This is a genomic window from Paenibacillus nanensis (genome assembly GCF_003583765.1).
Classification (GTDB): domain Bacteria; phylum Bacillota; class Bacilli; order Paenibacillales; family Paenibacillaceae; genus Pristimantibacillus; species Pristimantibacillus nanensis.
This window is the reverse complement of record NZ_QXQA01000013.1, coordinates 66,322-91,822: the sequence shown is the minus strand read 5'-3', so window position 1 is coordinate 91,822 and position 25,501 is coordinate 66,322. Positions and strand designations below refer to the sequence as shown.

The 25,501-nt window shown below is 55.2% G+C and carries 23 protein-coding genes; 12 read left to right on the top strand and 11 right to left on the bottom strand.

From position 1 onward, the window contains the following. Positions 1 to 103 precede the first annotated feature (103 nt). The 3 genes from D3P08_RS19000 to D3P08_RS18990 are packed head-to-tail and all read left to right on the top strand — an operon-like array spanning position 104 to position 4,983. On the top strand, positions 104 to 1,864 hold the full coding sequence (locus tag D3P08_RS19000) for a cache domain-containing sensor histidine kinase (protein ID WP_119601449.1): 1,761 nt from the start codon (positions 104 to 106) through the stop codon (positions 1,862 to 1,864). Between the two features lie 24 nt (positions 1,865 to 1,888). After that, positions 1,889 to 3,100, top strand: coding sequence for a response regulator transcription factor (locus D3P08_RS18995; RefSeq protein WP_119601447.1), 1,212 nt, complete (start codon positions 1,889 to 1,891; stop codon positions 3,098 to 3,100). Next, the gene (locus D3P08_RS18990) at positions 3,097 to 4,983 is read left to right on the top strand and encodes a substrate-binding domain-containing protein (protein ID WP_119601445.1); all 1,887 of its coding nucleotides are present in this window, start codon (positions 3,097 to 3,099) and stop codon (positions 4,981 to 4,983) included. Before D3P08_RS18995 ends, D3P08_RS18990 begins: the two co-directional genes overlap by 4 nt. Before the next feature lie 125 nt (positions 4,984 to 5,108). Here the strand turns inward: D3P08_RS18990 and D3P08_RS18985 are convergent, their stop codons facing one another. The 5 genes from D3P08_RS18985 to D3P08_RS18965 all read right to left on the bottom strand — a co-directional run bounded on the left by D3P08_RS18985 (position 5,109) and on the right by D3P08_RS18965 (position 9,709). Then, on the bottom strand, positions 5,109 to 5,240 hold the full coding sequence (locus tag D3P08_RS18985; protein ID WP_119601443.1) for a sporulation protein YjcZ: 132 nt from the start codon (positions 5,238 to 5,240) through the stop codon (positions 5,109 to 5,111). A 554-nt stretch (positions 5,241 to 5,794) separates the two neighbouring features. Then, a complete protein-coding gene (locus tag D3P08_RS18980) occupies positions 5,795 to 6,259 on the bottom strand; it encodes a RidA family protein (protein ID WP_119601441.1) in 465 nt (154 codons plus the stop codon). Positions 6,260 to 6,309: 50 nt separating this feature from the next. Further along, positions 6,310 to 7,914, bottom strand: coding sequence for an N-acyl-D-amino-acid deacylase family protein (locus D3P08_RS18975; RefSeq protein ID WP_119601439.1), 1,605 nt, complete (start codon positions 7,912 to 7,914; stop codon positions 6,310 to 6,312). A 30-nt stretch (positions 7,915 to 7,944) separates the two neighbouring features. Continuing rightward, on the bottom strand, positions 7,945 to 9,066 hold the full coding sequence (locus D3P08_RS18970) for an alanine racemase (RefSeq protein WP_119601437.1): 1,122 nt from the start codon (positions 9,064 to 9,066) through the stop codon (positions 7,945 to 7,947). Beyond that, positions 9,056 to 9,709: a helix-turn-helix transcriptional regulator gene (locus D3P08_RS18965; protein WP_119601435.1), complete on the bottom strand. Its 654-nt coding sequence runs from the start codon at positions 9,707 to 9,709 to the stop codon at positions 9,056 to 9,058. The genes D3P08_RS18970 and D3P08_RS18965 overlap by 11 nt, the downstream gene beginning before the upstream one ends. A gap of 204 nt (positions 9,710 to 9,913) precedes the next feature. On the opposite strand from D3P08_RS18965, the gene D3P08_RS18960 reads away from it, so the two are divergent. Together D3P08_RS18960 and D3P08_RS18955 are read left to right on the top strand one after the other, a co-directional pair. Beyond that, on the top strand, positions 9,914 to 10,903 hold the full coding sequence (locus tag D3P08_RS18960; protein WP_338068729.1) for a CobW family GTP-binding protein: 990 nt from the start codon (positions 9,914 to 9,916) through the stop codon (positions 10,901 to 10,903). Between the two features lie 111 nt (positions 10,904 to 11,014). Beyond that, the gene (locus D3P08_RS18955; protein ID WP_119601433.1) at positions 11,015 to 11,584 is read left to right on the top strand and encodes a hypothetical protein; all 570 of its coding nucleotides are present in this window, start codon (positions 11,015 to 11,017) and stop codon (positions 11,582 to 11,584) included. Positions 11,585 to 11,641: 57 nt separating this feature from the next. On the opposite strand, the gene D3P08_RS18950 is transcribed toward D3P08_RS18955, so the two are convergent. Then, positions 11,642 to 12,361: a hypothetical protein gene (locus D3P08_RS18950; protein WP_119601431.1), complete on the bottom strand. Its 720-nt coding sequence runs from the start codon at positions 12,359 to 12,361 to the stop codon at positions 11,642 to 11,644. A gap of 197 nt (positions 12,362 to 12,558) precedes the next feature. On the opposite strand from D3P08_RS18950, the gene D3P08_RS18945 reads away from it, so the two are divergent. Both D3P08_RS18945 and D3P08_RS18940 read left to right on the top strand, forming a co-directional pair. Beyond that, on the top strand, positions 12,559 to 13,602 hold the full coding sequence (locus tag D3P08_RS18945; RefSeq protein ID WP_119601429.1) for a LacI family DNA-binding transcriptional regulator: 1,044 nt from the start codon (positions 12,559 to 12,561) through the stop codon (positions 13,600 to 13,602). Further along, on the top strand, positions 13,602 to 15,800 hold the full coding sequence (locus D3P08_RS18940; RefSeq protein ID WP_119601427.1) for an alpha-galactosidase: 2,199 nt from the start codon (positions 13,602 to 13,604) through the stop codon (positions 15,798 to 15,800). Before D3P08_RS18945 ends, D3P08_RS18940 begins: the two co-directional genes overlap by 1 nt. Positions 15,801 to 15,866: 66 nt before the next feature. Here D3P08_RS18940 and D3P08_RS27740 read toward each other — a convergent pair whose 3' ends face one another. Beyond that, complete coding sequence (locus D3P08_RS27740) at positions 15,867 to 16,187, bottom strand: hypothetical protein (protein WP_240647650.1); 321 nt, start codon at positions 16,185 to 16,187, stop codon at positions 15,867 to 15,869. Positions 16,188 to 16,391: 204 nt separating this feature from the next. On the opposite strand from D3P08_RS27740, the gene D3P08_RS18930 reads away from it, so the two are divergent. Next, the gene (locus D3P08_RS18930; RefSeq protein WP_119601425.1) at positions 16,392 to 18,155 is read left to right on the top strand and encodes an ABC transporter ATP-binding protein; all 1,764 of its coding nucleotides are present in this window, start codon (positions 16,392 to 16,394) and stop codon (positions 18,153 to 18,155) included. Between the two features lie 243 nt (positions 18,156 to 18,398). Continuing rightward, complete coding sequence (locus tag D3P08_RS18925; protein WP_276311172.1) at positions 18,399 to 18,929, top strand: type 1 glutamine amidotransferase domain-containing protein; 531 nt, start codon at positions 18,399 to 18,401, stop codon at positions 18,927 to 18,929. A gap of 78 nt (positions 18,930 to 19,007) precedes the next feature. On the opposite strand, the gene D3P08_RS18920 is transcribed toward D3P08_RS18925, so the two are convergent. Further along, positions 19,008 to 20,345: an FAD-dependent oxidoreductase gene (locus tag D3P08_RS18920; protein WP_119601423.1), complete on the bottom strand. Its 1,338-nt coding sequence runs from the start codon at positions 20,343 to 20,345 to the stop codon at positions 19,008 to 19,010. 243 nt (positions 20,346 to 20,588) lie between these two features. Further along, positions 20,589 to 21,359 carry a TSUP family transporter gene (locus tag D3P08_RS18915; RefSeq protein WP_119601631.1) on the bottom strand — a complete coding sequence of 257 codons (771 nt, stop codon included), beginning with the start codon at positions 21,357 to 21,359 and terminating at the stop codon, positions 20,589 to 20,591. A 162-nt stretch (positions 21,360 to 21,521) separates the two neighbouring features. Between D3P08_RS18915 and D3P08_RS18910 the strand changes: the two genes are divergently transcribed. Next, positions 21,522 to 22,283: an SDR family NAD(P)-dependent oxidoreductase gene (locus D3P08_RS18910; RefSeq protein ID WP_240647649.1), complete on the top strand. Its 762-nt coding sequence runs from the start codon at positions 21,522 to 21,524 to the stop codon at positions 22,281 to 22,283. Positions 22,284 to 22,342: 59 nt separating this feature from the next. On the opposite strand, the gene D3P08_RS18905 is transcribed toward D3P08_RS18910, so the two are convergent. Together D3P08_RS18905 and D3P08_RS18900 are read right to left on the bottom strand one after the other, a co-directional pair. Beyond that, the gene (locus D3P08_RS18905; RefSeq protein WP_119601419.1) at positions 22,343 to 23,029 is read right to left on the bottom strand and encodes a PspA/IM30 family protein; all 687 of its coding nucleotides are present in this window, start codon (positions 23,027 to 23,029) and stop codon (positions 22,343 to 22,345) included. Positions 23,030 to 23,066: 37 nt separating this feature from the next. Beyond that, positions 23,067 to 23,285 (bottom strand): PspC domain-containing protein, encoded by a 219-nt coding sequence (locus tag D3P08_RS18900; RefSeq protein ID WP_119601417.1) that lies wholly within the window; start codon positions 23,283 to 23,285, stop codon positions 23,067 to 23,069. 231 nt (positions 23,286 to 23,516) lie between these two features. On the opposite strand from D3P08_RS18900, the gene D3P08_RS18895 reads away from it, so the two are divergent. Both D3P08_RS18895 and D3P08_RS18890 read left to right on the top strand, forming a co-directional pair. After that, a complete protein-coding gene (locus D3P08_RS18895; protein WP_119601415.1) occupies positions 23,517 to 24,626 on the top strand; it encodes a metallophosphoesterase in 1,110 nt (369 codons plus the stop codon). A 177-nt stretch (positions 24,627 to 24,803) separates the two neighbouring features. Further along, positions 24,804 to 25,481 (top strand): stalk domain-containing protein, encoded by a 678-nt coding sequence (locus D3P08_RS18890; RefSeq protein WP_119601413.1) that lies wholly within the window; start codon positions 24,804 to 24,806, stop codon positions 25,479 to 25,481. Positions 25,482 to 25,501 lie beyond the last annotated feature (20 nt).

The following is a 25,501-nucleotide window of genomic DNA, read 5'->3' as shown; positions in this document are numbered from 1 at the left end:
CGCGAGGCCGCTCTTTGACGGGAGCGGCCCCGGCAGGGGTTTTCTCTTTTGACGGCTGCCCTTAAAATGGTAATGAGCATGCGACTCTTGAGGATCGGATTGGATGTCTATGTTAATTGGCCGTTTTGCGAATCGAAGCATCCGTTTCAAGCTGTTGTTCTATTTCATCATCATTATTTTGTTTTCGATTCTGGCGATCAGCCTTCTTGGCAGCACCTTGTACAAGAATGCGATCGAGGAGGAGACCAACGCCTACACCGCCCAGACGATGGAGCAAGTGAAAAACCATATCGACGTCTACATTCAAGAGATGGATAATATCATCTACTACTTGTCGTCGGACGAGGCAGTGCAGCAGTTTTTGCGGGAAGCAGACAACGGTTTGACTTCGACCATACGGGTGCGGGAGCAACAGGCCCTATACATGGAGAAGCATAAGGAGATTGCCGGCATTTTTGTTGTAAGCGGCAACAATCAGTTCGTCGGCAGAGGGCTGGAGCCGATTACGCGCGATCCGATGGCCGAAGAGAGGTGGTATAAGCTCGCATACGGAGAGCCTGATCAATTGCATCTCATCAGCCATCCGATCGGGAGAAATATCCGGGCCGAAGAGAATATTAGCGCCGATCAAGTGCTTTCCTTCGTTAGGGCGGTCAAAAACCCGGACACGGGCGGCGTGCTGGGCGTCATTCTGATCGACATGAGGCTGGATATTATTCAAAAGCTGATCCAGTCGGCGACGCTTGGGAAGAGCGGTTTTGTTTTTATTATGGACGGGGACGGAGGCGTCGTGTATTCCCCGGTGAACAAGGTGGTCTATCGGATTTCGGGCGACTGGCTGAACCGAAGCAGCGGCAAGACAGTGAGGACGATCGACCATACGGAGTACCAGCTGCTGTATCATTCGTTCCCGGACTACAACTGGCGGATTGTCGGCGTTTTTCCGCTGAACGAGCCGCTGCAGGTGGTCAAGGACATTCAGCTTTACACGCTGCTGATCGCCTTTGTGACCTTATCGCTCGGCTTTGCGGCATCCTGGTATTTCACAAGCTCGATCGTGAAGCCGGTAGGCAAGCTGAGGAGCTTGATGAAGAAGGTGGAGGAGGGCGAGCTCCATCTGCGTTACCCTGTCAAGTCCAAGGATGAGATTGGCGAGCTCGGCAACAGCTTTAACAACATGGTTCAGGAGATCGATAATTTGATTCATCTCGTCTATCTGGAGCAGAAGGAGAAGCGCGAAGCGGAGCTGAAAATATTACAGGCGCAGATTAAACCCCACTTTTTGTACAATACGCTGGATACGATTCAGTGGATGGCGCAGGACCGGGACGCCGACGATATTGTCGACATTGTCGTGGCGCTCACGAGCTTGTTCCGCATCAGCTTGAGCAAAGGGCGCGAGCTGATCCCGCTGCGTGAGGAGATCCAGCATGTGGAGAGCTATTTGATTATTCAAATGGCGAGATACGAGGATAAGCTTTCTTATGAAATCCATTTGCCTGAAGAATTGGCAGCGGCGAACGTTCCGAAGATCATTCTTCAGCCGCTTGTCGAGAATGCCATCTACCATGGCATTAAAGCGAAGGCAGGCAGCGGTCATATCCGGATCGGAGGCTGCAGAGACGGCCAGAGGCTGATTCTGACGGTAGAGGACGACGGCGTCGGATTCGACCCCGTAAGGCTGAACCAAATGAACGAGGCGCTGCAGCAAGAGCGGCGGAGCGGCGAGGACCGGGGTTACGGCATTTATAACGTCAACGAGAGAATTAGACTGTCATACGGTTCGGGCTACGGTTTACAAATCGAGAGCGCGCGGGGACACGGCACCAGGATCGAGGTTCAGCTGCCGCTCCTAAACGGATAATCGAAAGCTAGGGGAGAGAATCGCATGTGGAAGCTAATGATCGCGGACGATGAGCCCAAAATCCGCAGGGGATTGTCCAAAGCGCTGCCGTGGCAGGAGCTTGGCATTGAGCTGGTCGGCGAAGCGGAGAACGGCGTTCAGGCGCTGGAGGCCGCGAAGGAGAAAAAGCCGGATCTGCTGTTCGTCGATATTTGCATGCCGCTGATGGACGGACTGGAATTCGTCCAGCAGGTCCGGCTGCATGTGCCTCATTGCATCGTCATCATCATCTCGGGACATGACGAGTTCCGTTATGCGCAGCAGGCGGTTAAGCTTCACGTGTTCGAATATATGTTAAAGCCGGTTGTAAAAAGCAAGCTGGAGAGCGTTGTACGTAAGGCGGTTCACGAGCTGGAGCTGGCAAGGGATTCGAGCCGCCGGCTTCATTGGATGAACCAGCAGCTGCAAGACAACTCCGCGGCGATTCGGGACGCTTTTCTCCTCAAATGGCTTGAGGGAATTGTAGAGCCGGAGGCGATTCTGGGACAGTCGCATTACCTTGGACTCGGCTGGGAGGGGGCAGCCGGCCTGATCGCCTTTAAAGTCGTTCAGCATGCGGATTCGGGGAAGTCAAAGCGCGTGTGGGACCGCAGCTTGCTGGAGTTCGCTCTTCGGAATATCGCAGGGGACATGATGGCGGGCTCCCCGGAAGCCTCGCATGCGGCGCTAACCGATAGGTATGGGCATACGCTAGTTCTCTGCCGCGCGGATAGCTGTCCGGAATGGCCAGCCCTCGGAGCGAAGATTCAAGATAAGATGGAAAGCCTTCTCGACAAAACGATTATCGTGGAGCAGCAGACGGCTGAGCGGCTGACCGGCATGCCGGAGACCTACCGCGCGCTCGTCAAGTCGTTATCGGACAGGAGCAGTCTTTCGCCTATCGTCATTTTGACGCGGAAATATATTGACCGGCATTATCACAGGCCGGATTTGACGCTAAGCGATGTCGCGGAAGGCGTCCAAGTGAGTCCGACTTATTTGAGCAAGCAGCTGAAGAAGGAGCTGGGGCTTTCCTTCATTGACTATTTAACGGAAGTGCGGATCCGCAAGGCGATCCAGCTGATGAATGATCCCCTGTTCAAGGTCTACGAGATCGCGGAGAGCGTCGGCTACAGCAGCCAGCATTATTTCAGCAGCGCATTCAAAAAGGTGACCGGCACCTCGCCGATGGCTTTTAAGAGAGGGAACCGGCTATGACGAGGCGATTGGCCGTTACGTATGCCATGCTCGCCGCGTTGTTCCTGCTGGCCGCGCTGCTCCTACGGACCTGCATGGCGCATTCCGAAGGCGGCAAGAGCGAAGGCGGTTACCCGTATTTGATCGGGGTGTCCCAGCCGAATTTGAGCGAGCCGTGGAGAGTCGCCATGAATGAAGAGATCGAAAGCGAGGTCGAGAAGCGCGGGGATATGCGCGTCATTTTCACCGATGCGGCGCAAAGCAGCGAGCAGCAGATCGAGGATGTCCAGAAGCTGGTCGGCTACGGCATCGACCTGCTCATCATTTCGCTGGACGATCCGGTGGCGTTAACCGAAACCGTAAGCGCCGTTTATCGGAACATCCCCGTCATCGTGCTTGGCAGAGGCGTAACGGGCTATGATTACACGCTCTATATCGGGACGGATGACGAGCTCATCGGGCGCAAAGCAGGGGAATTCGCAGCGGAGACGCTTGGCGCGTCGGGCGGACGCGTTATGGAGATTCAAGGCCTGCGGGGGTCCCCGACCGTCGTGGAGAGAAGCCGGGGCTTCCGGGAAACAATCGCCGGCACGAAGCTCGAGATCGCCGGCACGATTTATGCGGACTGGCAGCGGGACAAGGCGGAGGACCTGCTGTCGGCATGGCTTTCAGCCGGAGACGAGTCCTTCGACCTCATCTATGCGCATAATGAGGCGATGGCGCTTGGCGCGTACCGCGCTTTGCAGAAGCTTGGGAAGGACAACGTAGGGATCATCGGCATCGACGGCATTAATTCGGAGAAGGGCAGTCTTCAGTTCGTCTCGAGCAACAGGCTGACGGGGGCGTTCACGAGTCCGACCGGCGGCAAGGAGGCGATCCGGTATGCGATCGATATCCTTCATAAGGAAAAAGGGATTCCGAAAAAAGTGATTCTTCGCAGCCAGAAGATTACGGCGAGAACGGGCGGCAGCGGAGAGGAGCTGCCGCTTCCTTCTCCCGCAGCGATGAAGCCGAAAGCGGAAGGGGAGAAGATCGTCGTCGGGTTCGCGCAGGTCGGAACGGAGAGCAGCTGGAGAATCGCGCATACCAAGTCGGTCCTTCAGGCTGCCGAGGAGGCCGGCATAGAGCTTCTCTACGAAAATGCCGACCAGTCTCAGCAGCGGCAGATTGAAATAATACGCGGATATATTGAACGGGGCGTAGATGTGATCGCTTTTTCTCCGAAGACGGAGGAAGGCTGGGAGGATGTGCTGAAGGAAGCGAAGGCTGCCGGCATTCCCGTTATTTTGTCCGATCGGGAAGTGCAAGTGGGCGACGATACATTATGGACGGCGTATATCGGCTCGGACTTCCGCGAGGAGGGACGCCGCGCGGCAAGGTGGCTTACGCAGCAGGCGGAAGCCGGCCGAAGCTATAACGTCGTGGAGCTGCAGGGCACCCCGAATTCGGCCCCGGCCGCAGGCAGGGAGATCGGGTTTAAAGAAGTCATCAAGCAGGATGACCGGTTCACGGTGCTCGAATCGTATGCGGGGGATTTCACGAAGGCGCGTGGCAAGGCATTAATGGAGGAAGCGCTCCGCAGACACGGCCGGTCGATTCACGTTGTATACGCTCATAATGACGATATGGCGCTCGGCGCGATCTCAGCGATTGAAGCTTACGGGCTGATGCCCGGCAAGGATATTATGCTGATCTCGGTAGATGCGACCAAATCGGCGCTCAAAGCGATGAGCATCGGCAAGCTTAATTTCGCCGTGGAGTGCAACGCCCTCCTGGGACCGCAGCTCATGAAGGCGGTCAAGGATCTGGCGGAAGGCAAGGAGCTGCCGATGAAGATTATTACGGCCGAGGGCGTCTTCTCCCAAGAAACGGCCAAAAAGGCGCTGGCGACGAGGGAGTATTAGGAGAGCTCCAAGGCTTGTCCGCGGCATAACGGAAGGGAAGACCCGCTGCGTGAGCGGGTCTTCCGTTAGGATACTATGAGCGATGAACAAGTCTGCATGCATGGAGGATACATGTCAGACTGTCATTACCATTTGCCGCCGAAGCCGCCGAAACCGCAAATGCTGCAAGCGATAATCACCAACAGGATGAAGAGAACAAGGATCGCTCCAACGTTATTGTAGCCGCCACCGTAAGCACCACCAACGCAACCGGACATTTACATGCACCTCCTTACGTCTTGAGTACTCTGTATGTTATGTGCCTCTGGTTCAATGTGACTGGGTAAATGACCCTATGGACATTAAACTTCGGCTAATGCCTATAAAAAGGGACAGCCGCTCGGAAGGGCCTGGCCGCAAGCCGTGACGGGACCCGGATGGTGTGGGCGAAACGTAAAAATGTGCAAACGCACAAATTACCGTCAGTGCCCATACAACTTGGCGAAAACATCATAGGATACTGTACCTTAAGAAAAAAGGAGATGAACAAATGAACTACGCGGCAAACGTATCTGGCGGCGCAAATTCTCACTATCCTGTAGCAGGAGCTTACAACAACGGGTGCGGGTATAATAATGTCGGAGCAATCCTCGTCCTCTTCATTCTCTTGGTTATCATCACGCGTACTCTCCTGTACTAATCGTTAGACGCACGAACCATGATGCATCGAATGAAGCGGGAAAGCCTATCCACTACCTGATCATAGCACCAGAAAATCCCCAAGCGGCAGACGCTTGGGGATTTTTCCTTGTTCAAGGGATAGAACCGTATATTAGTCGCGAATTTCGGCGATCAATTCGATCTCGACAGGCGTATGGAACGGCAGGTCGCTTGTGCCGATTGCGGAGCGCGCGTGGCGTCCGTTCTCGCCGAATACGTCGATTAGCAGCTGCGAGGCGCCGTTAATGACATACGGCTGATCGGCGAAGCCTGGCGCGCTGTTTACGAAAGCGAGAATTTTGACGATCTTCACAACGCGGTCGAGATCGCCAAGGTAAGCCTTCATGGCCGCGAGCAAGTTAATCACGACTTGGCGAGCGGCTTCCTGGCCCTGCTCGACGGTGAGATCGGAGCCGACCTTCCCTTCATACATAAGGACGCCGTCAATCCGGCAGTCGAAGCCGGAGGTGTAAATCAAGTTGCCTGTTTGGTTTACGGTTTTGTACAGAAATTTCGGCTCCGGCAGCTCCGGCAACGTAATGCCGAGCTCGGCGAGGCGTTTTTCGATTTGGGACATGTTCATACACTCCTTATAGAATAGGGGATGGGATGATTCTGTTGCATTCATTAGTGCGAGCAGCAATGCTGGGCGCGGATAAGCGAGCCTTCCCGCTGCTGCGTATGGACGCCGCGCTGCAAAGTCAGCTTGCCTCCGACGAACACATGCGAGATGCCCGTTGGGAATTGGCGCGGATCGGCGAAGGTGGCCTTGTCCTGAATGTTATCCATATCGAATACGGTCAGGTCCGCGGCATAACCCGGCACGAGAAGTCCGCGCTTGCCCAGCTTGAAGCGCTGAACGGGGAAGGAAGTCAGCTTGCGGACCGCCTGCTCCAGCGACAGCGTCTTGTCATCCCGGACGTACTTCGCGAACACGCGCGGGAATGTCCCGTATGTACGCGGATGAGGCTTGCCGATCTCGCAGTTCAAGCTGTCGGATGCGATGAGCGACTTCTCGTACCCGATCACCTGCTTCACGTCGTCATCCGACATATGGAAGTAGACGATCGCGATTTGTCCGTTCTCCTCAAGCAGCAAATCCATCATGCAATCGACGGGATGCTGGCCGCGCAGCTCCGCGATTTCGGAAATCGGTTTGCCCTCGAGCGGCTTGTTGCTCTCCGTCTGGACGGAGGAAACGATGACGCTGTTCCAGCCTGTCGAGCATACGAGGTTATCCCATTCCGTCTGCTCATGGCTGAGCTCCTCCTTGATGCGCGCCCGCAGGCTGGGATTGCGGAACGCCTCCAGCGTCGATTCAATGCCGCCTTCAAGCACCCAAGGAGGGAGCACGGTCGTAAGCGTGGTGGAGCCGGCGTTATAGGGGTACACATCCACCGTTACATCCATTCCGCGCGCCCGCGCGTCTTCCACAAGCTCCAGCGCGTCCAGCACCTTGCCCCAGTTGATTTTGCCGGCGGCCTTCAAGTGGCTGATATGGAGCGAGATGCCCGCGCGCTCGGCGATCCAGATCACTTCCGCAACGGAAGGCAGCAGGTTGTTGCCCTCGCCGCGAATGTGGGTGGAGAGCAGGCCGTTATATTTCGGGAGCACGCTGCACAGCTCAGCCAGCTCCTCGCGGGACGTATAGCTGCCCGGCGCGTATAACAGCCCAATCGAGAGACCGATCGCGCCCGCGCGCATGCCTTCCTCCAGCAGCTCCTTCATGCGGTTGATTTCGGCCGGCGTAGCCGGACGGTTCTCGAAGCCCATAACCGCGATACGCAGCGCGCCGTGCGCCACGTAGGTCGCGATATGCTCCGAAATGAGCGAATTCGCCACATGGTCCATGTATTGGCCAACCGTCTCCCATGGCCATTCCCAGCTTGTGCTGCCGATAACGGGCTGCACATACGTTTTCAGCAGGGAAGCCCTGCTGCGCACATACGGAGCGGGCGCCAGACCGCAGTTGCCGACAACCTCCGTTGTGACGCCTTGCTGAAGCTTAATGTCGCTGCCGGGATGATCCAGGATCATGAGATCGGAGTGGCAGTGACCGTCGATAAAGCCTGGGGAAATGATTTGATGGCCAACGTCGATGACTTGATGGGCTTCTTGATCGATATGGCCGATGGCCGCGATTATTCCGTCCTTCACGCCGACATCTCCTCTGAACCAAGGGTTGCCGGTGCCGTCGACGATTTTACCGTTCTTCAAAATGTAATCCAGCATGATGGTTCAAGCTCCTCCCTATAACTCGTTCTACTCCAGCAAACCCCGCGCGGCGACAGGCACTTTGGCCGTCTCGCCGTCCGCGTTCAGCAAATAAACGAAATTATGCAGATTGACGGTACTGCAAATATGATTGGGAATGATGCCGATGACATCGCCTACCTGATACCGGCTGTCGGGACTAACGACGATGACGCCATGCTCCTCGTTCATCCGCTCGAACACGGCTTCGGGATCGCCGATCACGCGGCCGAAGCCCTTCAGATGGAGCGGCGGCTTGCCGGGCTGCACGTCCGTCGCGAACGTTTTGCTGCCGCCGTCGATGACGATCCGGTCGGGAGCGGGGCGGCTGACCACCGTTGCAAGCACCGTGCCGGCGCACTCGTCAAGCGAGCAGAGTCCGAACGCCGCCTGCATTGCATCCTGATAAATATAGGTGCCCGGACGAACCTCGGTAACGCCTTCGATCTCCGCCGCATAAACGGCCGTCGGGGATGAGCCGACGCTTACGTCGCGGATGCCGATGCCAGCCGCCCGCAGATTATCCGCCGTCTGAACCATAAAGCGGCCTTCTTCATGCCCCGCGGAGCGGAGATCGGTAGTGCCGGCGCCGCCAAGCATTGCCCCCCGGTAGGTGAATATCCCCGTCAGCGAGACGCCTTCCAGCGCGTCGATCTCCTTCGCCAGCGCGACAGCCGCGGCCGCGGAGACGCCAGTCCGGTTAAGCCCCGATTCGATCTCGAGACGCGCCTCGAACTCGACGTTTTGTTCGCGGGCGACTTGAGCCATTCGCTGCGCGCCCTCCAGGCTGTCGACGCCGAGAATGAGCCGGACGCCGGCTTGAATGAGCTTAGCCGCTCTCCGAAGCTTGGATAATCCGACGACGGGATAAGCCACGAACAAATCGTGAATGCCGCCGTCCGCCATTACTTCAGCTTCGGAAATTTTGGCGACGGTAATGCCGGCAGCTCCTGCTTGCAGCTGCCGATGCGCCATTTCGGGCAGCTTATGGGTCTTGGCATGAGGACGAAGACGGACGCCGGTTTTCCGAATCGCCGCGGCCATTTTGGCAATGTTTGCTTCCGTCTTCTCCAGGTGAATGACGATACATGGCGTCTCTAATGGACTGAAATCTGCCGGCTTACCGCTCATCCCCCGCACCTCCCGTTTTGGATTCTTCCAAATAGTTGTACAGCGTAAATTTAGAAATGCCTAAGTATTGACAGATGCGCTCGCCGGACTTTTTGATGAGGAAGGCCCCTTTCTGATCGAGGAGCTGAATCATCCGGATTTTATCCTCCTTGGTCATCAGGGCAGGCGGTTTGCCGATCGCTTCCTGCGCGTCCATAACCAGCGTGTCGAGCAGCTCGTTCACATTGCTCGCGAACGATTCGCGCACCGGGGTCAATCCGCTTCCCGTGAGCGACTGCAGCGTCTTCTCCGCCATAATTAGATCCGTAACGTCCAAATTGATGCAGACTGCGCCGATGATCTGGTTGCTCTTGTTCTTGACGTAGATGGAGGAGGAGCGAAGAACCCGGCCGTCCGATGTCTGCGTGATGTAGTTATGTCGGTTATCGCCGTCTGTTGTGCCTCGCATAATCTCCAGGCCGAGATTGGTGCTCGGGTCGCCGACCTTGCGTCCGGTAACATGACCGTTTTCAATGGCGACGATGGTGCTTTCGAAAGGCTTCGACCAATCGTGAATGACCACCTCGCAGCGGTCGCCGAATTGGGCGGCAATGCCTTTGGCCAGCTCGGCAAATAACTCGAATTCCTGCGATATCGTCTCCAACTTGCGCCTCCTAGCTCTTTGACAGACTATTTTCTACTCAAATGGTACACCCGGCCAAACTAAAAATCAAACAGAAATTTTGTTTTTCTAAAAAAAAGTATGATAGATTGCGAGGGGCGAGGATTCGATAGACTGTCCATTTGCTTTTGGATTCCTTATACTAATAGTTATTGCATACTTTAATGAACGGGAGCTAGAAAAACGATGATGAAGAACAACGAACCTACGCCTGTCCACCTGCTGTCAGGCTTCCTTGGCAGCGGCAAGACGACATTGCTTGCGAATATGCTGTCCCATTTCAAAAGCGAGGGATTAAAGCCGGCTGTCATCATGAACGAGCTGGGCGAGGTTAATCTGGACGGCGAGCTGGTCGACCGGGAGGTGCCGATGGCCGAAATGCTGAGCGGCTGTATTTGCTGCTCGATCCGAGGCGACCTTGGCGTGGAGATCGGCGCTTTAATCGAGAAGCACCGTCCGGATGTGATCGTTATCGAGTCGACGGGAGCGGCTAATCCGCTGGAGACGATCGACGGCATAACGGACGCTTCGATGTATCAGACGATCGCGCTGAGGTCGGTGATCACCGTTGCGGACGGGCATGAATTGCTGGAGCGAAGCAAGTCGGGCAAAGGACGGACCTTCAAGCTGATGAAGGAACAGATTCGCTGCGCGACGATGCTGGTGCTTAACAAATCGGACAAGCTTGATCCCGAGAGCCTGGTGGAGGCGCAGCAGCTGCTTCGGGAGATGAACGGGCATGCCCCGATCCTCACAACGGAGCGGTGCGGCGTTCAGGATTGGAGCTGGCTCGAGAACGGCTCGGCCGAAGCCCTGCCAGTTCGAACGGCGGATAAAGAACATTCCGCGCAGCATGACCATGGCCATGCCGGAAGCCATCACTCTCATGAGCATGTCATGGTCGCTACGTATTATATGGACAAGCCGGTAAGCAGCGAGGCGTTCGAGCAGCTTTTGCGCGGCTTGCCGGACAATATTTACCGCGCCAAAGGCATTTTAACCTTCTCGGATACATCGAGCGGCAGCCGCTTTTTGTTCCAATACGCGTACAGGGAATCCGATTATATCCGAATCGAGCCGCAGGGAAAGGTGAATGATGTTGCGGTATTTATCGGGGAGCATTTCTCCAGAGAGCGGCTGGACGGCGAGATCGCAAGGCTGCTAGGAAAGTCATAATTTGGCGAATCATGTCTATTCGATAGCCGGGATGGGAACAATGGTCCAAAAGAGGGGGCCGCTCTCCAGCGGTTCGTCCCTGACTATCGCAATAGAAGGGTGAGACAGCTAATGGGAATGGCAAAAAAAGGTTTATTTATGGCAGCTGCCGCCGGCGTTGCGGCGGCCACGATTTGGCAGGCCCAGCCCGTAACGGCGAGCCGGATCGCGCACGCTGCGGGAGCGGAAGAGCCGGGCGTACAGCAGGAAGGGCCTGGACACGGCCATCATCGTCCGCATATGACGAAGGAAGATTTCGAAGCCTACCGGCTGAAGAAGCTGCAAGAGATGGCGAATTATTTCGGCATTCCGACAGAGGGCAAATCGGCGCAGCAGCTGAAGCAAGAGCTTGCGGCGGCGAAGGAATCCAACAAGGAGAAATGGGAAGCGTTCAAGGCGGAGCATCGGGCGAAGCGGCTTGAGCATCTGCAGAAGCTTGCCGAGAAGCATGGCATTAAGACGGAAGGCAAGACAGAGGAGCAGCTCCGCGATGAGCTGATGAAAGCGCACGGCGGCAAAGAGAAGCATCACGGGAAGCTGCGCGAGCATGGCCAAGAAGAGAAAAGCGAGCCGAAAGCGGAGAAGCCGTCCATCTCGGACGCGAAGCCGGCTCCATCTGAAGAGAAGCATACTTCAAGCTAGATCATAAAAGGCATGACGCACAGGGGAGGGCCCGCTGCAGCGTCATGCCTTTGTTTGTTAAATCGTCCACCCGGAGTGCGCGATCGCGCTGACATACCAGCCGCCTTCATGCTCCTGAAGCACAAGAATCAGACTGGCCCAGTCCATGCCCTCGTTCTTCTCGTCAAAGCCTTTGAAATGGTAATCGACGACATAGCTGTCCGGATAGATCTCCTTCATATTCGGCGTTGTATTACCGCTCCCAAGGATAGTGTCCCAGCCGGTTTCCTGCGGATTCGCGTAGTCATGGTCATAGACGAAACGGTCATAATATTGGCCGAACGTCAGCTTGATCGGCTCGCCGGAACCGTCGTACGCCCCCCAAGTATAGACGGTGTCGTCGTTCAGTTCAGGCAGCTTCCCCGGCCCAAAATGAACGGCGGATTCGCTGTCGATATGCGCATATGGCGAGAAACGCAGTCCGTTTTCGGGATGAACATAAGCGTTCAGCGCCTTAATGTCCTTGTTCTTAAGCGCCGTTATGACGGCTGAGGCGGCATCCTTCGGCGTGGCGAACGTCTGCGCTTGACCGTCTTCGCCGGTCGTGCCATTACCCGCTTGCGGCGCGGTTGGCGCCGGCGTCGCCTCGTTGCCAGGCTGCGCGGAGGCCGTCGGTTCCGTTGTTGGAGCAGAGGTTTGCTGCTCTTGCCCGGACCCTTCGTTCTCGGAAGGGGCGTTCGTGCATCCGCCTGCGAGGACTGCTGCGGCGATGCTTGCGATTAGGATTAGTTTCTTCATCTGTGTAAACACCTCGGTTCTTTTCTAGTCAGTCCTGCTCATGATTTAGACGAGTCTCGAGAGGAGTAAAGTTGCAGAGAAGCTGGTCTCCTTTTTCTGCTTCGACATCCAGATTTCTATTGTTAACAAAAGTGATGTTTGTTATGATAAAATTGTTTAGTAAAATTATTAACTAAAATAGCAAACAGGGAGATAGCATGGCGACGATCAAAGAAATCGCGCAGCTTGCCGGTGTATCGGCGGCGACCGTATCGAGGGTGATCAATAATGATCCGACCCTGTCCGTCGGCGAGGAGACAAGAATCCGCATCTTCGCTGCTGCGGAGGAGCTGGGCTACAAGCCGTCGCGGCTTCGTAAGCTGAAGCGGGAGGAGCGGATCTCGAAGCAGCGGATCGGACTGCTCATGTGGTCGTCGCTGGAGGATGAACGGGAGGATCCTTATTTCGCCTCCATCCGCAGAGGGATCGAGCTGCGCTGCGAGGAGCTGGGACTTCAGATCGCGAAGGTGCTTCGCGGCAGAGACGGGGCTGAACTCGCTCCGATTCATGACTTGGCCGGACTAATCGTAGTTGGCTCCGTTCATGCGGAGGACGTCTCGACGATATATGCCCGCCCCGACCGCACGGTTTTTGTGAACCATGGACAAAGCCCGGGCGGCAGCGACAGCGTTTCGTTGCATTTCGAAGGCGCAATGCGAGATTCGTTATCGCATTTATTCGAGCTTGGCCATCGCCGTATCGCCTATATCGGGGGAGACGAGACGATTCACCGCCTTCAAGCCGGGTATCCGGAAGAAGGGGCCGACGACCCGCGCCGGCAGCTGTTCCGGGCAATGATGAGGGAAAAAGGACTATATCTGCCTGAGCTCGATATCCGTTCGGGATGGTCGCCTTCGGGCGGTTATGAGGGGATGCGGCGCTTGCTTGCGCGGCGCGAGAGGCCGACCGCGGTCATTATGGGGAGCGATCCGATGGCGGTAGGCGCATTGAGGGCGCTCCAAGAATCCGGCATGGAGGTGCCGAAGGATATGGCGGTTATCGGCTTCGACGACATCGAAATATCCGCCTATCTAAATCCTCCGCTCACGACGGTAAGGGTGCATACGGAGTTAATGGGAAGAACGGCTGTTCAATTGCTTCTCGAGCGAATAGAGGGGCGAGAGGCGGCTATGCATGTTCAAGTGAATACGCGGCTCATTGTCAGAGAGAGCAGCGGATTAAAACGGGGAGGTAATGGATAATGGGGATTCAATTTTTGAAGGAAAACTCGGTATTTCATCTGCAATCCGGTAACACGAGCTATGTGATCGGCATTACGAAGCAGGGTTATCTTGCGCATTACTATTGGGGCGCGAAAATTCGAGGCAACCGGTTCGAGGAGCTTCTCGAGCTGAAAAGCCGCGCGTCGTTCTCCCCTAGCACCGACCTTGCCCAATTGGAGCTGTCGCTGGACACGCTGCCGCAGGAATATCCGACTTACGGCGGTTCGGACTTCCGCTCGCCGGCGCTGCATGTCCAGCAGCCGAACGGCTCGACCGTCACGGAGCTTGTCTACGACTCGCACCGGATCGCGCCGGGCAAGCCGGCGCTTGAAGGACTTCCGGCAGTCTATACTGAAAGCGAAGACGAGGCGGAGACGCTGGAAATTACGCTCAAAGACAGCGTCTGCGGCTTAAGCGTGATTTTATCATATACCGTATTCCGCGACTCCGATGCCATTGCAAGATCCGCTAGACTCGTGAATGAAGGCAACTCCGAGCTGCAGGTGCAGCGAGCTTTAAGCGTGAGCTTGGACATGTCGGATGACCGCTACGAGCTGCTCCAGCTATCCGGTTCGTGGACTCGGGAGCGGCACATTCATAAACGCAAATTGGTGCCGGGCATGCAGTCGGTTGAAAGCCGAAGAGGCTCCAGCAGCCATATGCAGAACCCGTTCATCGCGCTTCTCGCCGAAGGGGCGACGGAGCAGCACGGCGAGGTATACGGCGTCAGCCTCGTATACAGCGGCGGCTTTACAGCCGGCGTAGAGGTGGATCAATTCCACAGCGCGCGCCTATTCGCCGGCATTAATCCGTTCGACTTCAGCTGGCGCCTGGAGCCGGGGCAAGCCTTCCAGACGCCGGAAGCGATTATGATGTATTCGAATCAAGGGCTGGGCGGCATGTCCCGCGGCTATCATGATCTTTACCGTTCGCGGCTGTGCCGAGGCGTATTCCGTGACCAGGTTCGGCCGATTCTCGTGAACAACTGGGAGGCGACGTATTTCAACTTCAACGCCGACAAGATCGAAGCGATCGCCCGCACAGGCCAAGAGCTTGGCATCGAGCTGTTCGTGCTGGACGACGGCTGGTTCGGCAAGCGGGACAGCGACAACTGCTCCTTGGGCGATTGGTTCGTCGACCGGCGGAAGCTGCCGAACGGGCTGGAGGATCTTGTGCAGCGCGTGAAACATTTAGGCATGCAATTCGGCTTATGGTTTGAGCCGGAGATGATATCGCCGGACAGCGAGCTGTACCGCAGCCATCCGGATTGGTGCCTGCATGTGGAAGGCCGCAGACGGACGCAGGCCCGCCAGCAGCTGATTTTGGATATGTCCAGACAAGACGTGCAGGATTATATCGTGCAATCGCTGACGGATATTTTATCCAGCGCGCCGATCACGTATGTGAAATGGGATATGAACCGGAACATGACGGAGATCGGTTCGGCGCTTCTCCCTGCGGACCGCCAGCGCGAGACGGCTCACCGCTATATGCTCGGACTTTACGCCGTATTGGAGCGGATTACGACAGCTTTCCCGCATATTTTGTTCGAAAGCTGCTCCGGCGGAGGCGGACGGTTCGATCCGGGTATGCTGTATTACATGCCGCAGACCTGGACGAGCGACAATACCGATGCGGTCTCCAGACTCAAAATCCAATACGGAACAAGCATCGTCTATCCGGTCAGCTCCATGGGCGCCCATGTGTCGGCCGTACCGAATCATCAGGTTGGCCGCGTGACGTCTCTCGAGACGAGAGGAAATGTCGCGTTGTCCGGCAACTTCGGCTACGAGCTGGATCTAACCAAGTTTTCGGATGAAGAGAAGACGGTCGTCAAGGACCAGATCGCGCTTTACAAGCAGATCCGACATCTTGTTCAATTCGGCGATTTCTACCGGCTGCTGAGTCCTTTCGAAGGCAATGATACCGCTTGGATGTTCGTCTCCAAAGCGAAGGACGAAGCGTTCGTTGTATACGTGTCCGTTCTTCAGGAGCCGTATCCGCCGCTCGGGCGCTTCAAGCTTCAAGGACTCGATCCGGATAAAAATTATCGCCTCGAAGGCGAAGACGGCGCGTCCTACGGAGGCGACGAGCTGATGTACGCCGGTCTGCGGAAGCCGCAGTTCCACAGCGATTTCGCCAGCAAAGTGTATCATTTCCGCGAGGCTGCAAAATAATCAGGCTGCCTCAAGATAGAAGAGAAGCGCAGTTCCCCCAAGGAACTGCGCTTTCTTATTGACCTTTTAATAGCCGCTTACAGCTGAAAAGTAAATGCCGAAAAAGACGACGAAGATCAGTATGTAGATGACGAGTACGATTGCGGCCCATAGCAGCATAGCTTTGAAGTAATTTTTTTTGGATGGATTGCCGTCGGCGAAAGCAAATACGAACATCATAATAATGTTGACGACCGGGATCGCCATGATCAGCATCGTCAGCATCCATTCCTTGACCGAAATGACCGGCGCCATCTGCTGCTGGTGCGGGTAATAAGGAGGAGGCGGAGGCGGGGGAGGAGCGTATGGACCGCCGTTATTGTAATGCGGGTGGACATGATTCTCCAAAACAATCTCTCCTTCGAGTCGTGTCGTGATAACCGAGCATTCAACCATCATTATAAGGACTTTCGACCTAAACACAATTGTTTTTTATTGTTCTAACGGAGTGAATATACCGTAATCATCCTAATAATTCATTCAAAACATACTTGCGCCTCACGTTACGTCAGGTGATACGCTCATGACATAACGCTGCAGGAGGGAACTGATATGGAGATCAAACCGTTTATTTCATTAATCGGAAAACATAGGCCGGCCAAATGGCTCATCGCCGCCGCCGTCGCGCTCGGCATAGGCGAGACGGTCTTTTCGCTGTTCATTCCGCTGTTAACCAAAGACGTCGTCGAGCAGCTGTCTCAGCAGGCGCTCGATACGTTTACGATTGTCTCATTAGCTGCGGTCTTTGTGCTGCAGACGGCGATGTCCGGCTTCTCGGTCTATACGATGTCTTATGTGGGACAATTTATGATCAGCGGTATCCGGCAAGAGCTGTGGGAGCGTGTGCTTCGGCTTCCCGTCCCCTTTTTCGACCGCAATACGTCAGGAGAGACGATGAGCCGGGTTACGAACGACACGAATGTCATCAAAGATTTTATTATCAGCCATGTCATTTCATTCCTCGGCGGCATCGTTTCAATCGTTGGGGGCGTCGCGATACTCTTATATATCGATTGGAAAATTACGCTGCTTATGTTTGTTGCGGTGCCGGCAGCGATGCTTGTCCTATGGCCTCTCGGCAGTCGAATGTTTAAAGTGTCGAAGGCGATGCAGGATGAGACCGCGATGTTCCAAGGCGATCTCGGAAGAGTGCTGTCGGAGATCCGCCTGGTGAAGGCATCGCTTGCGGAGCGGGTGGAGTATCGTCAGGGCCAAAGCCGGATCCGGAGCTTGTTCCGGTTCGGATTAAAAGAAGCGAAGATTATGTCCATCGTAACGCCGCTCATGATGACGGTCATGCTCCTCATTCTCGTTCTGCTGATCGGCTACGGCGGAGTCAGGGTGGCGCAGAACACGCTGTCGACCGGGGAACTGGTCGCGATCATTCTGTACATGTTCCAAATCGTCATGCCGTTCACGCAGATGGCCTCTTTCTTCGCGCAGCTGCAGAAAGCGACCGGCGCTTCGCAGCGAATTATCGAGCTGCTGAACGAGCCGGCGGAGCGCGGGGAGATTACGGCCCCAGCGCCGCCCCGGCAAGCGGCGCTCGACGAGAAGCGTCAGCTGTCCTTCGAAGGGGTCAGCTTCTCCTATGCTCCGGATCGCCCGATCCTGCGGCATATTACGTTTTCGGCGGAGCCGGGAAGCATGACGGCGATTGTGGGGCCGAGCGGGACAGGGAAGACGACGCTGTTCTCGCTGATCGAGCGATTCTATGAACCGGTCGAAGGTGAAATTACTTTCGGCGGAACGCCGATTTCGCAGATGGCTTTGGAGGAATGGCGAAGGCGCATCGCGTATGTCTCGCAAGAAAGCCCGATGATGGCGGGAACGATTCGCCATAACTTAACCTATGGTCTTGATTCCGTTGAAGAGGCGAAAATCCGGCAATCGCTCAGTCAAGCCAATCTAATGCCGTTTATCGATTCCTTGTCCGACGGCCTTGAGACGGAGATCGGAGAGAGGGGCGTGAAGCTGTCCGGCGGTCAGCGCCAGCGTCTGGCGATCGCGAGAGCTTTGCTGCGCGACCCGGACATTCTGCTTCTCGACGAGGCGACCGCTCATTTGGACAGCGATTCGGAGAAGCTGGTTCAAGAGGCGCTGCAGACGCTGATGCAGGAGCGGACGACGCTGGTCATCGCGCACCGCTTGTCCACAATCCGCAGCGCAAGCCAAATCATTGTCATGGAGAAAGGCGAAGTGACAGGGCGGGGCACCCATGCGGAGCTGCTGCAAACGCATGAGCTGTACAGCAAATTGGTGAAGCAGCAGTTTATTGAGCAAGAAACGGAGAAGGATTTGGAAGGCGTTAACTAATAGCTGAGTGACCAAAACGAGAGCAGCGGCGGTGTTGGACGAGCAACCGGTCTTACGCTGCCGCTTTTCTTGTAAGCTAGCGCCCGAATTGAACTCTTTGCCGTTGTTAGCAAGGCTTGTACCCGCAAGCGGAGCTTGGTCTCCTCTGGCTGATCCGGTCATACGGGGCCGTTTTGCTTGAAATAAGAGCGTTTCGGTTACATTAGGAATGTACCATTCAAGCTTGAAAGGAGCGGTTGCGCGTTGTCCAATGAAAAGAAGGTAGCCTTTCTGCTGGCAGACGGCTTTGAAGATTCCGAGATGAAAAACCCGTACGATGAAATGGTGAGAAACGGCCATGACGCGGTCATCATCGGACTTACGGCAGGCGAAGAGCTGAAGGGGAAAAAGGGCACGATCTCCTATATGTCCCATCTTTCGATCGACGAAGCGAAAGCGACGGATTATGCGGCGGTCATTATCCCCGGCGGCAGCTCACCCGGCAAGCTGATGAACAACGAGAAGGTGAAGCAGTTTGTGAAAGAAGCCGACGCTGCGGGCATCACTCTGTCCGCCATCTGTCACGGCCCTCAAGTGCTTGCGGCTGCCGGCATTTTGGAAGGACGCACCTTAACCGGTTATGCCGGCATTGCGGAAGAGGTGAAGAAGGCGGGCGGGACGTTTGTCGACCAAGAGGTTGTGGTGGACCGGAATTTAATTACTTCCCGCAAGCCGGAAGACGAGCCGGCGTTCATCGGCGCTACGATAGATAAGCTGGGCGTATACGCCTGGTAGAGAGCGCCTGTGCGCGGGAAAACCTAAAAAGCTGTTCCCTCCCGAAGGAAGGAACAGCTTTTCGCATGATGGCTTCAGCTACACGGCTTGCAGGCCTGCTTGGTTCAACAGATTCCAAGGCTTGTTGTAGTGGGGCTGGAAGAAGAAATCGACGAAGCTCAGCTCATCCATCGTCATGCCGTTCTGGATGCAGACCGACATCGTGTTGATCGACTGGGTGAGGTCGACCTTCGACATCACTTGCGCGCCTACAATTCGGCCGTCAACCGCGTCGTATACCACCTTCAGCGTAACAGGCTCATGGGTCGGCATAAACTCAGGACGGTAGTTGTCTTGGATTGTGACTTTTTTCACGTTCATGCCCGCAGCAAGCGCAGCCGTCTCGGTCATGCCTGTCGACGCGATGTTTAAATCGTAAATTTTAATACCCGATGTCCCTTGCGTTCCTAAATATTTAACGGCAGGTCCCATAAGGTTTCTCGCAACGAGCGTTCCCATCCGTACGGCGTTAGTCGCAAGCGGGATATAAGCATGCTCGCCTGTAGGATTGTAACGGACCGCGCAGCTGTCGCCTGCGGCGAACACATCCGGCTTGCTGGTGCGCATATATTCGTCCACGATAATAGCGCCGTTAGGAAGCATATCGACCTGGCCTTTCAGCAGATCGGTGTTCGGACGGAAACCGATGCACAGCACGACAAGATCCGCCTCGTAAGCGCCTTTCGTTGTATTCACGGCTGTCACGCGGCCGTTCTCGTCGCCTTCGAACGAAGTGACGGTCTGCCCGAGCGCAAGCTCCACGCCTTTTTCTTTGAAGGTTTGCTCGGTAACGTCCGTAATTTCCTTGTCCAAATATTTGTAGAGCACGCGGTCCATATTGTCGATCAGCGTCACTTCCTTGCCGAGCATCTCAAACGCTTCAACCAGCTCGATCCCGATATAGCCTGCGCCGATTACCGCAATGCGGCGGGCATCCTTTGCTTTTTCGATAATCGTTTGAGCATGGTGGTAGTTTTTGCAGAGCACCACATTTTCCAGTCCGATGCCCTCCATCTGCGGGATGATCGGCCACGAGCCGGTTGTGACAACCAGCTTGTCGAACGTGTGCTCTTTCTCTTCGCCGGTCTCCAAGTTGCGCGCCTTCAGCGTCTTGGCATCCGTATCGACCGCCAGCACGTCATGCTTCATCCGCATCGTTACGCCCATCTCGGCGAGCTGCTCGGGCGACGAGTAGAACAGGCCTTTCGCGTCTTTGACAATGCCGCTCACATGCAGCGCAATCCCGCACGAGAGGAAGGAGACATTATCGTTCCGTTCAAAGACGGTGATTTGCGCGTCGGGGTATAGCTTCGCCATGCCCGTAATGGCGGCCGTGCCTGCATGTGTGCATCCGATAACAGCGATTTGGGTTGTCATATTCTTTCTCCTCCTTATTGTTGGAACGAAGACAAATCTTGAAGCAGGGGGGTCTTCGTCATTCGTGAATGTTTTCACAATCTACTATATACTTGTGATTTAATTCACAACCTCTTCATGTCCTTATCATATGCGAATCAAAGGAAAAAGACAATGTCTATTTTGTGACAAAATTCACAATCTATAAAACAAGGCATTACGCATACCCGTTTCCCCGCATTCTCGCGTTAAAAACCGCGGGTGTTATCCCGCGGCAATCGTCCAAATTTGCCTTGCAATCAACAGCGCGCTCACGCCGATGAACAACGGCCTGACGTATTTCGCCCCTTGTTTGATCGCGATGCGCGAACCGACTAAAGAGCCAAGCACCATCGCCGCTCCCATCAGCAAACCGACGCCGTACGTAATCGACCCGAGAAACATAAACGTTACAAGAGCAAATAGGTTGCTGGTAAAGTTAAGCAGCTTGGCGTTGCCCGCCGCCTTCACGAAGTCCATGCCTAGCAGCAGGAAAGCAAAGATGAGGAACGAGCCCGTTCCCGGTCCGAAGAAGCCGTCGTAGCCGCCCAGCAGCAGAGCTGCGGCCGCCATTACGATCCAGCCTTTGCGGGATAAGGCCTTTAAGGTGTTTACTTTCCCCCAGTCGCTGCGAAACAGCGTATATAACGTGACGAGCAGCAGCATCACGACGACAAGCGGACGCAGCCAATCTGAAGGAACGAGCTGAAGCAGCAGCGTCCCAGCCACGGCGCCGACCGCGGTAAAAGGCACAAATTTGCCCGACATGCGAAGATCGACGTTACCGGAGCGGAAAAACGCGATCGTGCTCGTCAGCGAAGACATTGTGCCCGCCAGCTTATTCGTTCCAAGCGCCAGGTGCGGGGGCAGACCGGCCGCGAGCAGCGCCGGAACGGAGATTAAACCGCCGCCTCCCACAACGGAGTCGACGAAGGCGGCTAGAAACCCGCCGGCGACAATGATTAGTATGACTTCCCATGTCCATTCCCATTCCATACCCATTTTCGAAATCCCGTCCTATGTCATGAAGTAAACGATTCTGTGCCGAGCCATCATACCTCATTTGTCCCAGCTTGTCAGCATGGTGGCCGATTTTTCCAATGAAAAGCGATTCGTTATAATGGATGCATGGCTTGTAAAGGGAAAGGGGAATGCTGCTTGGAGCATGAAGAGGCTTTATTTCAAGGCAAAATAACGCTTATTACGGGAGCGGGCGCGGGCATCGGACGAGCTCTTGCCATGGCATACGCAAAGGCAGGCGCGCAAGTGATCTTGGCCGATCGGAATGCGGAAGGGCTGGAGCAGACGGCAGACCTGCTGAGGGGCAATGGCAGGGACGCCGTTCCGATCAGAGCGGATATTAGTAAGCCGGAGGATGTAAAACGGTTGTTTCAAGCGATAGACGAACAGGGCGGCCGGCTTCATATTTTAATTAACAATGCAGGCTTTGGAATATGGAAATCGCCGTACGACCTGGAGCTGGAGGAATGGGACAGCGTCGTTAACACGAATCTGCGCGGAACATTTCTCTGCTCGCGCGAAGCGGCCAAACGCATGAGAGGCAATGGGGGAGGCTCCATCGTAAACATTTCCTCGACTCGAGCGTTGATGTCGGAGCCGAATTCGGAGGCGTACGCCGCATCGAAAGGCGGCATTCTCGCGCTGACGCATGCGCTTGCCGTATCGCTCGGTCCCGATAACATTACGGTGAACGCGATATGTCCGGGTTGGATTGAAACGGGGGATTATGACTCGCTTCGCCCGATTGACCACAGCCAGCATCCGGCCGGGAGAGTAGGGAAGACGGAAGATATCGCAAGAGCATGCTTATATTTGACGGATCCCCGGAATAACTTCGTGACAGGGACGCATCTGACAGTGGACGGCGGCATGACGAAGCGTATGATCTACGAAGAATAAAAGAAAAAGGAAGACCGCCCTAGCCGTTACACATGGGGCGGTCTTCATCTATATGAAGGCTAGCTGCCGGATTTCTTCAGCAATTGCTGCAATTGCTCTTCAACAAGCGCGCTGCGCTGCTCTTGCTTTGGATCGATGCCGGCGCCATAAGCGTTGTAGCCGCTATGGCCTGCGCCGGCAGCCGTCTTGGACAGCTCGCTGGCGGCTTCCCACTCCATCACCTTCTGCTCGATCCGCTCGAAGCCTCTCGCCGCCGAACTGCCTTGCAGATGCGGCGCTGCGGGAGTAATGCCTCCGCTCACAGAAGCTGCCTTCTGAACGCGGGCGACCAGCTCCGCGCGTTTGCTTTGCAGGCGCGTCTTCTCTTCCTTCAGCGAATCGACCCGAAGCTGCAGATCGATTGCCGCCTGCTTCGCCATGCCGCGCAGTCTGTCCGTCTCCTCCGCCTGCTCGAGGTACAGCAGCTTCGCTTCGAGAGCGGCGCGCGCTTCCGCTTCGCGGCCTTCCGCCGCCGCTTGCTCCGCCTTGCCTTCATAATAATGAGCTTGTTGATTTTGCTCTTCAAGCTTGGAGCCGAAGAGACGCTCCTGAACCTGCTGCTGAATCAAGGCGCGTTCCGCCTTCTCGATGTCCTCGTCCAAGTCGCGGAGGTAGTGGTTCAGCATCATAACCGGATTTTCCATTTTATCCAGCATCTCATTGGCCGCAGCCCTCGTCATATTTACAACACGTTGAAAAATTCCCATCGTTCATGTCTCCTTTAGGTTTGTTTTTATAAGTAATTTAGTAAGGGTAGTTCGTAAAATGAATGTCGTTATACGGTGCCTGAGGCACTAGCAGCGCAGCCGCGAAGTACAGCAGCACTACGGCGCCGAAGCTGAAGAAAGCGGCGATGATGACCAGCAGTCTTACGATGGTGGAGTCAATGCCGAGCCATTCGGCGATCCCTCCGCATAAACCGGTTAATTTGTGATCTCTTTGGGACCGAAACAATTTTTTCATGGTTCCTCTTCCTTTCGTTGGGCTCATCTCTTATCTATGTCTTTATTCTAAAGATTCCGCCGCTTGCCCGTAACAGTCCGCGGTCCATTCTTGTGCTGGCCTTTAGGCGGGGAGCGGCTCAGCCGGGCGACGGGGTCGGAAGCAGGAAGGCGCAAAAGCGCCCGATTTGGAGCGGCTGAGCAGCCGGATGTATAATAGTAGAGTTGATGATAGAGGAGGGCAGAAGGCATTATGTTTATTGTCATGGGATTGCTGTTTCTCGTTATATACGGCGGTATCGTGTTTTACATAGGCTGGAGCGGATGGAGATGGATGAAACGGCCAGTGTCGCGCCGATTCCGGGTTCTGTATATTGCTATTCTTGTTTTTCTGGCCAGCTCATTCCTGCTCGCAAGAGCAGCCGCGGGATCCGTGATCCTAAGCGTCATCGGCAGCTATTGGCTGGCCGTATTCAGCATGCTGGTCATGCTGCTGCCGATTGTGCATCTTGCGGTCTGGCTGACGAAGCTGACGCCTCTGCCGCGCCATTCCGTTCAGAAATGGTCCGGCATTGCAGCCTTGATCCTGCTTGTCCTTTTAATCGGCTACGGCAGTTATAATGCCTACAGCCCGTCGGTGAAGTCCTATAATATTGAAATCAACAAACCGGGACCAGAGAGCGGAGAGCTGCATATTGTGATGGCGTCCGATATGCACTTTGGCGTATTGTCGGGAAAACATCATGCGGAGCGGATGGTCGAGGAGATGAACGCGCTGAAGCCGGACATCGTCCTGCTCCCGGGAGACATTATCGATGACGATATCGTACCGTATAAGGAGAAGGGGATCGGCGATATTTTAGCGGCGATCGAAGCGCCGTACGGCGTTTACGCATCTTTGGGCAACCACGACCGGTTTAGCGGAGAGACGGAGGAGCTGGTCGCGCTGCTGGAGGAAAGCGGGATGCAGGTGCTTTATGATGAGTCGGTCGATGTCGGCGGCTGGCTGACGCTGGTTGGACGGAAGGATTACAGCGACACGGAGAGAACGGAGCTGTCTGCGCTGATGGCGGGCATCGATCAGACGAAGCCGGTCTTTCTGCTTGAGCATCAGCCGGTCGGCTTCGATCAAGCGCAGGAGCATGGCGTCGATCTGGTCGTCTCCGGCCATACCCATCACGGGCAGATCTCGCCAGGCAACCTAATTACCGACCGTTTGTTCGAGAACGATTACGGTTATTTGCGCAAAGGGCAGATGCATTCGATCGTATCCTCGGGCTACGGCTTCTGGGGGCCGCCTATTCGAATCGGTTCCCGATCGGAGATCGTATCCATTCATGTGCAATTCTCGAACGAATCATGACGGCGGCGCGGACGAATCCTCTGCGCCGCTGTTTTTCTATTCGACAAAAGCTGTCAAAAACTAGTGCTAATGCATGATCAAGGATAGACAGGATGTCCCTTGCCGCATAATGAAGCCGTTCGTTATACTCGGTCTAGGCTATTGGTTTTAATTGGATAAAGAGGAGAGTGCTAGAGTTTGAAGAAAAAAACAGCAGTGGTTCTCATCGGCTTGTCCATGCTGGCGAGTATGGGGACCGGAGCGTATGCCGCAACGAAGCTGGAAGAGATTAAGGCTTATTTGAATCCGGAGATTCAGGTAAAAGTAGATGGAACGCCGGTTCAGCTTAGAGATGTGAACGGCAACGCCATCGCCCCCATCATGTATAAGGATGCGAACTACTTCCCGATCAGGGCGATATCCGACGCGCTTGGCGTAGCGGTTGACTATGATCAGGAGAGCAAAACGATTATTCTCGGCGAAAAAGTTGACGGCGTATCGATAGCGGACGGCTTCGACTCCAGATATCATACGAAAGATCCAAACCATACGACCTATAAAGGCAAGGATTATAAAGAAGCGTACTTCGACAATAACGTCGACGCGACTCGCGGCAGCAGCTTTATGCTTTATCCGAATAAAGAATACCAGAAGCTTTATCTCCAGATCGCTGCGGTTGGCGAAGATTTGGAGGACATCAAGATTGAGGATTCCGATAAGGATATCATCCTGAAGAGAGTGGAAGTGCTCAAAGTGGAAGACGGTCTCGTTACGCTTGAAGTAGACATCGGCGGAGTGAGCACGCTGTTTATTCACAGCGATGCCCAAAAGGGCGGATCCGTGTTTATTCCGCTTACGACCTCTTATTATAAATAAGCAAGAACGTCCAAGCGAAC